Origin of the sequence: Limibacillus sp., assembly GCA_037379885.1 — a bacterium.
Lineage (GTDB): Bacteria > Pseudomonadota > Alphaproteobacteria > Kiloniellales > CECT-8803 > JARRJC01.
Window position 1 is genome coordinate 109,227 of sequence record JARRJC010000008.1, and the last position, 12,993, is coordinate 122,219.

The following is a 12,993-nucleotide window of genomic DNA, read 5'->3' on the forward strand; positions in this document are numbered from 1 at the left end:
TTAGAGTTCGCCCGCTTCTTCCAGGACCTTGCGGGCCACCCGGAAGCACTCCAGGGACTGGGGCACGCCGCAGTAGATCGCGACCACGTGGATGGCGGCGCGGATCTGTTCCTTTGTGACGCCGTTCCTGAGCGCGCCGCGGCAGTGGATTTCCCACTCATGCATCTTGCCGAGCGCACCGATCATGGTCAGGTTCATCAGGCTGCGGGTCTTGGGGTCCAGGGACTCGTCGCCCCAGCCGAAGCCCCAGCACCACTCGGTCATCATCTCCTGGAAGGGGCGGGTGAAGTCGTCGGCCGCCGCCAGGTTCTTTTCCACGTACTCAGCGCCCAGGGTCGCCTTGCGCTGGGCCAGGCCGGTTTCGAAGCGTTCCTTGTCCATCGGTCTTCTGCTCCTTCGTCGATGAGATCAAAAAGGGCCCCGATGGTCGTCCGCCCGCTGCTTTCCGGCAAGCTGAAACGACAAACGGCCCCGCCTGGGAGGAAGGGGCGGGGCCGTTTGCATTTCACGAGGGGCGCTTCTCTGGGAGGAGGGGAGGCGCGCCCCCCGTGGGTTCTTGGTTTCGGTGGGCCTTGTCCTTAGGCGGCCTTGCGGCTGCCGTCGTTCGAGTTGGCGGCCAGGGCCTCCACGGTGATGGGCGAGCCCATCGCCTGTGCGCTGGTCAGGAAGCTGGGGCGTTCCACGCCGCGCTTTTCCTGATCGAAGGCATGGTCAGCGGCGGCGTAGGCGGCGCGGCGCAGCGAACCGGGATGCAGTCCGATGTCGGACAGCACGCGCGGGTCCAGCTGCTCAAGCGCGGCGAGGGTGCGGCGGCGCTGGTAGTAGCGGCGCAGGCCCTCGGGCAGCGTCTTGGTCAGCAGAGCACCGAAGCCGGTCAGGGTTTCACGAATCATCTGGCCGCGCATGTAGCGGGCCTCGAGGATGTACTTGTCCACCTGCATTTCAGACAGGGTCGTCATTTGGTCACCTTTAGGTTTTGCTCTGGGCTCCAGGAGCCGTCAGAATTACTTCCATAATTGGCGGTGGGTCTTTGGCGTCGCATAACTGGCGTCATAGGCTCTCGCCGCCGCTCACGATGGAGAAGATGGCGCTGCCCCTTCACCGGAAGAAGAGCCAATGCTGCACCGCAGCAATGCATGGCGAGCATGGCTCATAAAGTACTGTTTTTGAACCAGTTCTAGGAAACAAAAGAAGCTTGCACAGGGCTTATGGCGGGAAGAGAGAGGCAAATATGAACGAGCTTGCTGGCGCGGATGACCGGGCCCTGGACAGCCTTCTGGCGGCTGAGGCCCCCGGCTTCGACCGCGCCGCGCTGGACGCGCTGATCGAGGGCGTGCTGGCCGCGCCGGAGCCCTCGGACCCGGCCGCCTGGATGGCGCTGGTCGCGGAGAGACCCTCACCGGCCCTGGCCGAGGCGCTGGGCGAGCGCAAGCGGGCGCTGGCGGCGGCGCGCGCTCCAGCGCCGCAGCTCTCTGCGGCGGAGCGGCTTTCGCGGCTGCGCGGCGAGCTTGAGCGGCAAGGCGTCCAAGGTTTCGTGGTACCGCGCGGCGACGAGCATCAAGGGGAGTACGTTCCGGCGAACGCCGAGCGGCTCGCCTGGCTGACCGGGTTCACCGGGTCGGCGGGCACGGCCATCGTTCTGTCGGGGCGGGCAGCGGTCTTCTCGGATGGCCGCTATACCCTGCAGCTCCAGAACCAGGTGCCCGGCGACCACTTCGACCGGCGCCACATCACCGAGGAGCCGATCGGCGAGTGGCTGGCCGAGCATCTGAAAAAGGGCGAGCGCCTGGGCTTCGATCCGCGCCTGCACGCGCCCTTGCAGGCGCGCCAGCTCAAGACCTGGGCCGAGGCCGCCGGAGCGGAACTCGTCGCCCTTGAAGAGAACCCCCTGGATGCGGTCTGGGAGGGGCGCCCGCCTGCGCCGCTCTCTCCGGCGGTGCCGCATTCCCTCGACTACGCGGGCGAGGCCAGCGAGGAGAAGCGCGCGCGGCTGGCCGACGACCTGAAGAAGAAAGGGTTGGCCGCCGCCGTGCTCACCCTGCCGGAGTCCATTGCCTGGCTCTTGAACCTGCGCGGCGGGGACGTGCCGCACACGCCCTTCACGCTCTCCTACGCGATCTTGAAGGCGGATGGCTCGCTCGACTGGTTCGTGGATCAGCGGAAGGTGACCCCGGCGCTGAAGCGCGCCCTGGGCAACAGCGTGACGATTTCGGCGCCGGAGAGTCTCGGCGATGCCTTGAGAGCCTTGGGGGCGGGCGGTCGTAAGGTGCTGGCGGATCCCTCCAGCGCAGGGGTCTGGGTTTTCGACCGGCTGGAGGAGGGCGGCGCAACGCTGGAGCGTGCGCAGGATCCCTGCCTGCTGCCCAAGGCGACCAAGAACCCCATAGAGGTAGAGGGCGCGCGCGCCGCCCACCGCCGCGACGGTCCGGCGGTCGCAAGCCTTCTGGCCTGGCTCGACCGCGAAGCGCTCGCGCGCCACGCGGCGGGGGATCCGGTGACGGAGATGGAAGTCTCCGAGCGGCTCTTCGGCCTGCGCCGGGCACTGCCAATGTTTCGCGACCTGAGCTTTGCCTCCATCACCGGGGCCGGGCCCAACGGCGCCATCATGCACTACCGCGTCACCGAGGAGAGCAGCCGCGCGCTGGGCCCCGGCGAACTCTTCCTCTTGGACAGCGGCGGCCAGTTCCCCGACGGCACCACCGACATCACCCGCACGGTCGCCATCGGCGAGCCGAGCGAGGAGATGCGGACGCGCTACACCTTGGTTCTGAAGGGGCATCTTGCCCTCAGCCTGCTGCGCTTTCCCAAGGGCACGACCGGAAGCCAGATCGATGCGCTGGCCCGCCAGCCGCTCTGGCAGGCGGGGTTGGACTTCGACCACGGCACCGGTCATGGCGTCGGCAGCTACCTCTCGGTGCACGAGGGGCCGCAGCGCATATCGAAGGTCCCCAACAGCGTCGCGCTCAAGCCGGGAATGATTCTCTCCAACGAGCCCGGCTACTACAAGCCCGGGGCCTATGGCATCCGCATCGAGAACCTGGTGACCGTCACCGAGGCGCGGCCCCTGGAGGGGCAGGACCGGGAGATGCTCTGCTTCGAAACGCTCACCCTCTGCCCCTATGACCGGCGCTTGATCGTCACAGGGATGCTGAGCGAAGAGGAGCGGTCCTGGGTCGATTCATATCATGCGATGGTATTCAAAGCCCTCTCTCCACAGATGCCTGAAGAGGATCAGGGTTGGTTGAAGGAAATGACTGCCAGCCTTTAGTTTCCGCACGTGTCGGTTGACACGAAGTATAAATCAATCGGAAAAAAATCAACAAATGAGTGCATATGCCTGTTGTGCGGCGTATGCCGATTCACTAAACTCCGCGCTGCAACCAGAGCGGCCATAGAGTCGCATGAGTTTATATCCTTGAGCGCGGCTCTATGGCCGCGTCTTGACGGGAAGAAGAGTTTGGGGGCCAGGACATGGCGCGACGGAATCGCGCCCGCTATTTGGCGGGCGCCTCTTTCTTAGCTTTATCTCTCACCATGGGGACACAGGCTGGCGCCGCGCTGCAGGATGCCGCCCCCGATGGTGAAAAGCGCAGCGACCCCAAGGGCCTCGTTAAGGAGAATAAGCAGCAGCTGCCGGCGGTCGCTCCCTTTCGCGACCTGCTGACCGTCGCCGAGAGCACCCCGACGCTCGAAGGCGTTATCGCCCAGTCCGTCGACAGCTTGAAAGTAGAGACCCTGGCGGTCGCGCCGCTCTCCTCTCTGACCGCCTTGCCGCGCGTGGCCGCCAACTACAACGACGCCACGGTCGCCAACCTGATCGTCAATGCGCCTCCCGGCAAGTCCGATCCCGTTGGGATCGACGCCAGGAATTCCGGTGGCGGCTATTTGCAGATCAATTCTCAAGGCGTAACCGGCACGGCCAGCGATGGTATTTACACCATACGCCTTCGACGTGGGCGGTGGCTTCTCCATCGTGCCGCGCGGCTCTCTTGCCTACCTCACGGTGCACCGCGACGGTTATACCGAGACCGGCCTGGGCGCCAGCAACCTGACGGTCGGCGATACGACGGCAGACGCCCTCCGGGCGGGCGGTGAGATCGCGCTGGAGTACCAGACGGAGGTCAGCTTCGGCGGCGGCATGCGCACCTTCTCCTCGGAGATCCGGGGCGGCGCGCAGCAGGAGTTCGCCCTCGACGACCGGACGGTCGGCGTTTCCAACCCGCTCCTCGGCACCGCCGCGGTGCAGGGCGCCGACGACGACGAGACGCAGCTGACCCTCGGTGCGGGCATGAGCCTCGAGGTCAGCGACAGCGCCGTGCTCTTCATGGGCTACGACGCGGAGATCGGCGGCGACCAGCGCTCGCACATGGTGAACCTCGGCGTGCGCTTCTCCTGGTAAGAGGCAATGCGCCCCGGGCCTCTTGCGGCCCGGGGCAGCTCTCTCTACCTTCTCGAACGGGTCAGACGGCCGGATGACCGCTGCCGCCGCCTTTGCGCGGCGGGGGAGGAAAGTCCGGGCTCCACGGAAACAGGGTGCCGGGTAATTCCCGGCGAGGGCGACCTTAGGGAAAGTGCCACAGAAAGCAAACCGCCCGGCATGGCTTCGGCCCGCCGGGTAAGGGTGAAAGGGTGCGGTAAGAGCGCACCGCGCTTCCGGCAACGGCGGCGGCAAGGCAAACCCCACCCGGAGCAAGACCAAGTAGGAGCGGCTGGGCTTCGCGCCCAAGGTGTGTTTCCGCACCGCCGTTCGGGTCGGTCGCGCGAGGCGTCCGGTAACGGGCGTCCCAGATGAATGGTCATCCCCAGGCCTCGGCCTGGGACAGAACCCGGCTTACAGGCCGTCTGACCCCTTCTTCCCACCGTTCGATGCAGCGGACGGCAGCCTTTGCTCCGCCTCTGTCCAGCGACCTATCGTCGTAGGGCTTTTCAGGAAACACGCTTGCCGTGCTGAAAGTCTCATTCCCTTCAAATAGAACGTAAGTAGAACAAACAAGAGGCCTCCAGGCTAAACCCCTGGCTTGCCGCGGCTTTGCCATTTTCCCATCGCTCCATCGGCATAAAGCCGCCGACTTCATCCTTTACTTTAAGTTCGATCCTCTAGTAGGGCCGGTGATTCCTCTGGCAAAGGTTACCCAATCATTAATAAAGCCTTGCTCCACCTAGCTTTTTTACTTCAGTTTCGATTGACGCCCATGGTTTCCCATGATATCCCATGTAATCCCAATAAGGCTTATGCCGGGGATATTGCGTTAGTGCGCCCGTCCGAAGGGCGTCATCTGGGGAGTAGCAGCGCGTCGAAAGACGCAAGGGGAGCAAGGCGTTGGCCACCTTTCTCGGGACCTACGAGAACAGGATCGACAGCAAGGGGCGGATCTCCGTGCCCTCGCTGTTCCGCGCGCAGCTGCCCGAGCTGAACGGCATGAGTGTCGTGCTGTTCCCCTCCTACCGCGCGAACGCGGTCGAAGGCGCGGGCATGGACTTCATCGAGCAGCTCGGCGAGCGGGTCAACGAGATCGACCTCTTCTCCGACGAGCAGGACGACATCGCCACCTCGCTCTTCTCGGACTGCCAGCCGCTCTCCATGGACAAGGAGGGGCGGGTGGTCCTGCCCTCCAGCCTGATGGCCCACGCCGGCATCACAGACAAGGCCTGCTTCGTCGGCAAGGGCCCGCTGTTTCAGATTTGGGAGCCGACGGCTCTCGCCGCTCACAAGAGCGAGGCGCGTCAGCGCGCTAAGACCAAAGGATTGACCCTCCCCGTGAAGCCGCGCGGCGGAGGTGAGAGATGACCCACCAAGCGAAGAAGGTCATGAGCCCGCATCTCCCCGTCATGCTGAACGAGGTCCTCGAGACTCTCGCTCCGCATGACGGCGGGCTTTACTTGGACGGCACCTTCGGCGCGGGTGGTTACACCAAAGGCATCCTGGAGGCGGCCGACTGCCGCGTGATCGCCATCGACCGCGATCCCGAGGCCGTCGCGCGTGGCCGCGAGCTGGCTGAGGATTACGAAGGCCGGCTGGTCATGCTCGAAGGCCGCTTCGGCGACATGGAGCAGCTGCTGGAGAGTGCGGGCGAAGGCCCGCTCGACGGCGTGGCGCTCGACATCGGCGTTTCCTCCATGCAGATCGACGAGGCCGCTCGCGGCTTCTCCTTCCAGAAGGACGGCCCGCTCGACATGCGCATGGGCGGCGAGGGGCCGAGCGCCGCCGAGGTGGTCAACGAGACCGAAGAGGGCGCTCTCGCCGACATTATCTACCGCTACGGCGAGGAGCGGCAGTCGCGCCGCGTCGCCCGCGCCATCGTGCGCGCCCGCGCCGAAGAGCCCATCACCCGCACCCTGCAGCTTGCCGAGATCGTGCGCGGCGCGATCAAGGGCGCAGCGGCCCAGTCCATCGATCCGGCGACCCGCACCTTTCAGGCGCTGCGCATCTACGTGAACGACGAGCTGGGCGAGTTGGAGCGCGGGCTGGAAGCAGCCGAGCGTCTGCTGGCCCCCGAGGGCCGCTTGGTCGTGGTCGCCTTCCACTCCCTGGAAGACCGCATCGTGAAGGCCTTCTTCAAGCGGGAATCCGGCGGCGAGGGCACCTCGCGCCATTTGCCGGTCGCGCAAGCCGCCCCGGCCAGCCTGGCGCTGCTCTTCAAGGGCGCCATGAAGCCGGGCGAGCAAGAGATCCGCGTCAACCCGCGCGCCCGCTCCGCGCGTCTGCGCGCCGCCCGCAAGCTGTCCAGTGAAATGGGGGGCGCGTCATGATCCGCTTGGCCGCCTGCATCTGGTCCGTCGTCGCCATCGTCCTGGCCCTGACCGTCTTTCAGATCAAGTTCGCGGTTCAGGAGCTGGAAGGCGAGCTCGCCGGCGTCAACGCGGAGATCGTCCGCGATCAGGAAGCGATCCACGTTCTGCGCGCCGAGTGGAGCTATCTGAACCGGCCCGACCGCATCGCCGGTCTGGCCGAGCGCTTCCTCGGCCTCGATCCTGCGGTCGAGCCGCAGCTCGTCAGCCTCAAGGATCTGGACAAGCTGCCCTTGCGTCTGGAGGGCGTCGTGATCCGCCCGGCCGACGCCGGTCCGCTGTTGCCGAGAGAAAAGCCGGACGGCCTGCTTTACGCCAGCGCGCCCGCCGCGCCGGAAGAAGAGAGCGAGGCCTTGCAGGCTGTCGTCCGCGTGGAGCCTGCCGCGCCGCCCCCAGGCGCGCCCAAGGCCGAGAACGTCTCGACAGGCGTCGCCAGCGCCACATCGGGCGGCACGGCTCCCTTCGATCCCATCGCCGCCACCCTCATCAAGTATGGAGGGGCGCAATGATCCGCAGGCTCCTGGGGCTCCGCCCCAAGGTAAAGGTGTCTTCCTGCCCGCCGCTCGGTTGCGACATGCAAGCCGGGCGGCAGCCCGCTGTGGTGGTGGGCTCGCGCCGCAAGCAGAGCCTCGACATGGGCCGCACGCGCCTGATGGTCGCGGGCGCCGTTTTCGCGCTGGCCTTCCTCGTCGTCGGGGGCCGCGTCGTCGAGCTGGCCGTCTTCAAGCCGGCCGGCGAGCCGCGCATCGCTTCCGCGGGTCACGCCGAGGCCTTCCAGATCGGCCGCGCCGACATCGTCGACCGCAACGGCATCGTGCTGGCCACGACCCTGCCGACCGCCTCGCTCTACGCCAACGCGCGGCAGGTCGACAATCCGGGACGCGTCGCCGCCAAGCTGGCCACGGTGCTCAACGGCGTCAGCCAGCCGCATCTTGAGGCGCTGCTGAGCCGCGACCGCGCTTTCGTCTACCTGAAGCGCGACCTGACGCCGCGCGAGCAGTTCGAGATCAACGCGCTCGGCGAACCCGGCCTCTACTTCCAGAAAGAGAGCAAGCGGGTCTATCCGCAAGGTCCTCTCATGTCCCACATCGTCGGTTTCACCGACATCGACGGCCGCGGCCTCTCCGGCATGGAGCGCTCCTTCGACGACAGCCTCGGCGGCTCCAGCGAGCCCTTGCAGCTTTCCCTCGACCTGCGCCTCCAGCATGTGCTGAGCGAGGAGCTTGCCGCTTCCATGACCGAGTTCAGCGGCATCGGCGCCGCCGGCCTGGTGATGGACGTGAAGACCGGCGAGGTGCTGGCCATGGTGTCGCTGCCCAGCTTCGATCCCAAGGACGCGGGCACCGCCGACAAGGATGCGCGTTTCAACCGCGCCACGCTCGGCACCTACGAGATGGGCTCGGTCTTCAAGCTGCTGACCGCCGCCATGGCGCTGGACAGCGGCGTGGTCGAGCTGACCGAAAGCTTCAACGTGGCAAAGCCGATCCGCGTCGGCGGCTTCACCATCAACGACTATAAGCCCAAGGGCGACACCCTGACGGTGCCGGAGGTGATGATCCACTCCTCCAACATCGGCACGGTCCATATGATCGAGCGGGTCGGCAAGGAGTTGCAGCAGCGCTATCTCGGCGACTTCGGACTGCTGGAGGCCGCCTCCATCGAGTTGCCGGAGGTTGGCTCCCCGCTGGTGCCGCGCCCCTGGCGCGAGATCAACATGATGACGGTCTCCTACGGTCACGGCCTCTCGGTCTCTCCCTTGCAGCTCGTGACCGCCATGTCGGCCGTGGTGAACGGCGGCCAGCTGAAGACCGCGACGCTCCTGAAGCGTCCGGAGAACCAGCCGGTCGGCGGCGAGCGCGTGATCAGCCCGGAGACCTCCGAGACCGTGAGCTGGCTGATGCGCCAGGTGGTGACCCAAGGGACCGGCAAGTTCGCCAACGCCAAGGGCTACCTGGTGGGCGGCAAGACCGGCACCGCCGACAAGCTGATCAACGGGCGCTATTCCGACAACGCGCGCATCGCCTCCTTCATCGGGGCCTTTCCGATGGACGATCCGCGCTACGTGATCTTCGCCATGGTGGACGAGCCCAAGGGGCTGAAGCGCACCTACGGCTACGCCACGGGCGGCTGGGTCGCCGCGCCGGTGGTGGGCCGCGTGGTGGAGCGCATCGCGCCGCTTCTGGGCGTGTCCCGCCGTACTTACGAGGTGGCCGCACCGCCGGCCGCCGGACTGATGCTGGAGGCCTCCGCCAATGGCGCGACGGCTCATTGATTTGACGGAAGGACTGGAGGTTACGGTGGACAAGGCCGACACGGCTGGGGGGATCGAAATCGGGGGACTGACGGCGGACAGCCGGCAGGTCGGCCCGGGCGACCTCTTCGCCGCGCTGCCCGGCAGCAAGGCCGACGGCCGTGACTTCATCGACCAGGCGATCGAGATGGGCGCCGCCGCCATCCTGGCCCCCGAGGGCACGCGGCTTAAGAAGCAGAGCCGGACTGTCGGCCTGGTCACGGCGCGCGAGCCCCGCGCCGTCCTGGCCCGCATGGCCGCGCGCTTCTTCGACGAGCAGCCGCGCCACATCGCCGCCGTCACCGGCACCAGCGGCAAGACCTCGGTCGCGGACTTCACGCGCCAGCTCTGGGAGCTGACCGGCGAGCGCGCCGCCAGCCTCGGGACCCTGGGGCTCATCCCCAAGACCGCCGCGCGCAAGGCGCCGCCCTACCTGACCACGCCCGACCCGGTGGCGCTGCACGCCTGTCTGGCCGAGATTTCGCTGTCCGGCTACGACCACCTGGCGATCGAAGCGTCCAGCCACGGCCTCGACCAGCACCGGCTCGACGGCCTGAAGGTGGAGGCAGCCGCCTTCACCAACCTGTCCCAGGATCATCTGGACTATCACAAGGACATGGAGAGCTACTTCCGCTCCAAGCTGCGGCTCTTTGCGGAGCTGTTGCAGCCGGGCGGGACGGCGGTGCTCAACGCCGATGTCCCCGAATACGCCGCCCTCGCCGAGAGCTGCCGGGCGCATGGCCAGAAGGTACACTCCTACGGCCTGCGCGGCCGGGCGCTGAAGCTGCTGGCCGTGCGGCCCTTGAGCCACGGCATCGCCTTGGAGATGGAGATCGACGGCCGCCGGAGCGAGGCCGAGCTGGCGCTGATCGGCGCTTATCAGGGTCACAACGCCCTGGCCGCTCTCGGTCTTGCCCAGGCGACGGAAAGCGATATCGATGCCCTGCTCGCGGCCCTGCCCAAGCTGAAGGGCGTGCCGGGCCGCCTGGAGCTGGTCGCCAGCAGCCCGAAGGGCGCGGGCGTCTTCGTCGACTACGCACACAAGCCGGGCGCCTTGGAGGCGGCCATCGCCGCGCTGCGCCCGCACACCGACGGCAAGCTGATCTGCGTCTTCGGCGCGGGCGGCGATCGCGACCGCGGCAAGCGCCCGCAGATGGGCGAGATCGCAACGCGTCTGGCCGACAGCGTCATCGTGACCGACGACAATCCCCGCAGCGAAAGCCCGGCGGCGATCCGTGCAGAGATCATGGCGGCGGCCCCCGGCGCGCGCGAGATCGGTGACCGCGCGGAGGCCATTGCCGCCGCGCTGGAAGAAGCGGGCCAGGGCGACCTCGTGCTGATCGCCGGCAAGGGGCATGAGACCGGACAGATCGTGGGCGATCAGGTGATCCCCTTCGACGACGCCGAGGTGGCGCGCCGCCTCTGCGGGGGAGGGATGGAGTGACGCAAGCGCTCTGGACCCGCGATGAAGTTCTGAAGGCGCTGGGCGGGACCGCGCGCGGCCAGGGCGGCAACTGGGAGGCCTCGGGCGTCTCCATTGACAGTCGCAGCCTGGCCAAGGGCGACCTCTTCATCGCGCTGGAAGGACCCAACAACGACGGCCATGACCACGTCGCTTCCGCGCTTGAGAAGGGCGCGGCGGCCGCCTTGGTCCACAAGATTCCCGAAGGCATCGGACAGGACGCGCCGCTGATCGTCGCGGAAGACAGCTTCAAGGGGCTGGAGGCGCTGGGCGCGGCTGCACGCGCGCGGGCGCAGGGCCGCATCGTCGCGGTGACCGGCAGCGTCGGCAAGACCGGCACAAAGGAAGCCCTGCGGGTCATGCTCTCGGCCTTCGGCAGCGTCAGCGCCTCGGCCTCCAGCTTCAACAATCATTGGGGCGTGCCGCTCTCGCTGGCGCGCATGCCGCGCGACGCCGACTTCGGCGTCTTCGAACTCGGCATGAACCATGCCGGCGAGATCCGCGAACTGGTCAAACAGGTCCGTCCGGAAGTCGCCATCATCACCACCATCGCCACCGCCCATCTGGAATTCTTCAAGAACGGCGCGGAAATCGCCGCCGCCAAGGCTGAGATCTTCGAAGGGCTGGTGAGCGGTGGCACGGCGATCATCAACGCCGACAACGAGTACTTCGGATTGCTGCGCGCCAAGGCCCAGGCGCAAGGCGTGACCCGTATCGTCGGCTTCGGGCGTCATCCCGAAGCTCAGTTGCGCCTTCTCTCCAGCGAACTCTATGCGCGCTGCTCGGCCGTCACCGCCATGATCGGCGGCAAGGCTGTGGACTACTGCCTGTCCATGCCGGGTCTGCACTGGGTGATGAATTCCCTGGCCGTGCTCGGCGTCGCCAAGGCCCTGGGCCTGGACATGACCGAGGCGGCCGCGCAGATGTCGCGCCTCAGCCCCCTGAAGGGGCGCGGCGCGTCGGAGTTGGTTCAGCTTCCCGACGGCGCCTTCGAGCTGATCGACGAGAGCTACAACGCCAACCCTGAATCCGTGCGCGCCGCCATTGCGGTGCTCGCTGCCTCCAAGCCCCGCGAGCCGGGCCGCCGCATCGCGGTTCTGGGCGACATGCTGGAGCTGGGCCCGGAGAGCCGCGCGTTCCATGCGGGTCTCGCCGGGCCGCTGCGCGACGCGGGCATTGATCTCGTCTTCACCTGCGGCCCGGAGATGGCGGCGCTGCACAAGGCGCTGCCCGAGGCGCAGCGCGGCGAGCACGCCGCCGACTCCCTCGACCTCTCGGAAATCCTTCATGACCGGGTCCGCCCGGGCGACGTGGTGATGGTCAAGGGGTCTCTGGGCAGCCGCATGGCCCATGTCGTCGAGACGCTGAGAGCGCTCGGCCAATCGTCGCTCAAAGCGGCCAACGGAAGCTAGAGGGGGGCGAAAAGGCATGCTTTATCTCCTGCTCACGCCCCTGGCCGAAGAGGTGATCTTCTTCAACCTGTTCCGCTATCTGACCTTTCGCAGCGGCGGGGCGGTGCTGACGGCGCTCCTCATCGCCTTCGTGCTCGGCCCCAGCGTGATCAACTGGTTGAAGAAAAAGCAGAAAGAGGGCCAGCCGATCCGTGAGGACGGACCCGAAGGCCACCTGCTGACCAAGAAGGGCACGCCCACCATGGGCGGCGTTCTGATTCTGCTCGCGGTCGCCATTTCGACCCTGCTCTGGGCCGATCTTTCGAACCACTACGTCTGGATCGTGCTGATGGTGACCGGCGGCTTCGGCATGATCGGATTCGTCGACGACTACAAGAAGCTGACCTCCCGTTCACACCACGGCTTGCCGGGACGCCTGCGTCTCGCGCTGGAGATCACGATTTCCCTCGTGGCCGCGGTCTGGCTGACGGCGGTCAGCCCGGAATCGCTTCAGTACCAGATGGCCCTGCCGGTCCTGAAGGACGTGCTGATCTATCTCTCCTGGGGCTTCCTGGGCCTGGCCGTCTTCGTGATCGTGGGTTCGGCCAACTCGGTCAACCTGACGGACGGCTTGGACGGCCTCGCCATCGTTCCGGTGATGATCGCCGCGGGCTGTTTTGGCTTCATCTCCTATCTGGTCGGCAACGCCGTCTTCGCCGATTACCTCGGCCTTCACGGTGTGCCCGGCGCCGGCGAGCTCGCCGTCTTCTGCGCAGCACTGGTCGGGGCCAGCCTCGGCTTTCTCTGGTTCAACGCGCCGCCGGCCATGGTCTTCATGGGCGACACAGGCTCGCTTTCCTGTGGCGGCGCGCTCGGCTCCATAGCGGTGATCACGCGCCATGAACTGGTGCTCGCCATCATCGGCGGCCTCTTCGTGCTGGAGACGGTCTCGGTGATCGTGCAGGTCGCTTCCTTCAAGCTGACCGGCAAGCGGGTCTTCCGCATGGCCCCGCTGCACCACCACTTCGAAAAGAAGGGCTGGGCCGAGCCCACCATCGTGA

General features: G+C 66.9%; 11 protein-coding genes and 1 other RNA gene. 10 read left to right on the forward strand and 2 right to left on the reverse strand.

Going from position 1 to position 12,993, the window contains the following annotated elements:
• Positions 1-381 carry a carboxymuconolactone decarboxylase family protein gene (locus tag P8X75_04450; GenBank protein MEJ1994453.1) on the reverse strand — a complete coding sequence of 127 codons (381 nt, stop codon included), beginning with the start codon at positions 379-381 and terminating at the stop codon, positions 1-3.
• 197 nt (positions 382-578) lie between these two features.
• Entirely contained in the window at positions 579-959 is a 381-nt protein-coding gene (locus P8X75_04455) for a DUF1127 domain-containing protein (GenBank protein MEJ1994454.1), read from the reverse strand.
• A gap of 272 nt (positions 960-1,231) precedes the next feature.
• Here P8X75_04455 and P8X75_04460 point away from each other — a divergent pair, with 272 nt between their 5' ends.
• The 10 genes from P8X75_04460 to mraY all read left to right on the forward strand — a co-directional run.
• Positions 1,232-3,268 (forward strand): aminopeptidase P family protein, encoded by a 2,037-nt coding sequence (locus tag P8X75_04460; GenBank protein MEJ1994455.1) that lies wholly within the window; start codon positions 1,232-1,234, stop codon positions 3,266-3,268.
• Positions 3,269-3,925: 657 nt separating this feature from the next.
• Positions 3,926-4,399 (forward strand): autotransporter outer membrane beta-barrel domain-containing protein, encoded by a 474-nt coding sequence (locus P8X75_04465; GenBank protein MEJ1994456.1) that lies wholly within the window; start codon positions 3,926-3,928, stop codon positions 4,397-4,399.
• Positions 4,400-4,460: 61 nt separating this feature from the next.
• An RNA gene (gene rnpB / locus P8X75_04470) (RNase P RNA component class A) lies at positions 4,461-4,850 on the forward strand.
• A gap of 470 nt (positions 4,851-5,320) precedes the next feature.
• Positions 5,321-5,788, forward strand: a complete 468-nt coding sequence (mraZ, locus tag P8X75_04475) for a division/cell wall cluster transcriptional repressor MraZ (protein ID MEJ1994457.1) — start codon at positions 5,321-5,323, stop codon at positions 5,786-5,788.
• Positions 5,785-6,750, forward strand: a complete 966-nt coding sequence (gene rsmH / locus P8X75_04480) for a 16S rRNA (cytosine(1402)-N(4))-methyltransferase RsmH (GenBank protein ID MEJ1994458.1) — start codon at positions 5,785-5,787, stop codon at positions 6,748-6,750. Before mraZ ends, rsmH begins: the two co-directional genes overlap by 4 nt.
• On the forward strand, positions 6,747-7,298 hold the full coding sequence (locus P8X75_04485) for a hypothetical protein (GenBank protein ID MEJ1994459.1): 552 nt from the start codon (positions 6,747-6,749) through the stop codon (positions 7,296-7,298). The genes rsmH and P8X75_04485 overlap by 4 nt, the downstream gene beginning before the upstream one ends.
• Entirely contained in the window at positions 7,295-9,061 is a 1,767-nt protein-coding gene (locus P8X75_04490; GenBank protein MEJ1994460.1) for a penicillin-binding protein 2, read from the forward strand. The genes P8X75_04485 and P8X75_04490 overlap by 4 nt, the downstream gene beginning before the upstream one ends.
• Positions 9,042-10,523: a UDP-N-acetylmuramoyl-L-alanyl-D-glutamate--2,6-diaminopimelate ligase gene (locus P8X75_04495; protein MEJ1994461.1), complete on the forward strand. Its 1,482-nt coding sequence runs from the start codon at positions 9,042-9,044 to the stop codon at positions 10,521-10,523. Before P8X75_04490 ends, P8X75_04495 begins: the two co-directional genes overlap by 20 nt.
• Positions 10,520-11,953 (forward strand): UDP-N-acetylmuramoylalanyl-D-glutamyl-2,6-diaminopimelate--D-alanyl-D-alanine ligase, encoded by a 1,434-nt coding sequence (locus tag P8X75_04500; GenBank protein MEJ1994462.1) that lies wholly within the window; start codon positions 10,520-10,522, stop codon positions 11,951-11,953. Before P8X75_04495 ends, P8X75_04500 begins: the two co-directional genes overlap by 4 nt.
• A gap of 16 nt (positions 11,954-11,969) precedes the next feature.
• On the forward strand, positions 11,970-12,993 hold a 1,024-nt coding region (gene mraY / locus P8X75_04505; protein MEJ1994463.1), incomplete at its 3' end, for a phospho-N-acetylmuramoyl-pentapeptide-transferase.

What these genes read in the sequence shown, in the direction of transcription:
- P8X75_04465 (MEJ1994456.1), top strand. Translation starts at nt 3,926, where the DNA reads ATGGTATTTACACCATACGCCTTCGACGTGGGCGGTGGCTTCTCCATC.
- P8X75_04485 (MEJ1994459.1), top strand. Translation starts at nt 6,747, where the DNA reads ATGATCCGCTTGGCCGCCTGCATCTGGTCCGTCGTCGCCATCGTCCTG.
- P8X75_04450 (MEJ1994453.1), bottom strand. Translation starts at nt 381, where the DNA reads ATGGACAAGGAACGCTTCGAAACCGGCCTGGCCCAGCGCAAGGCGACC.
- P8X75_04490 (MEJ1994460.1), top strand. Translation starts at nt 7,295, where the DNA reads ATGATCCGCAGGCTCCTGGGGCTCCGCCCCAAGGTAAAGGTGTCTTCC.
- P8X75_04460 (MEJ1994455.1), top strand. Translation starts at nt 1,232, where the DNA reads ATGAACGAGCTTGCTGGCGCGGATGACCGGGCCCTGGACAGCCTTCTG.
- rsmH (MEJ1994458.1), top strand. Translation starts at nt 5,785, where the DNA reads ATGACCCACCAAGCGAAGAAGGTCATGAGCCCGCATCTCCCCGTCATG.
- P8X75_04455 (MEJ1994454.1), bottom strand. Translation starts at nt 959, where the DNA reads ATGACGACCCTGTCTGAAATGCAGGTGGACAAGTACATCCTCGAGGCC.
- P8X75_04495 (MEJ1994461.1), top strand. Translation starts at nt 9,042, where the DNA reads ATGGCGCGACGGCTCATTGATTTGACGGAAGGACTGGAGGTTACGGTG.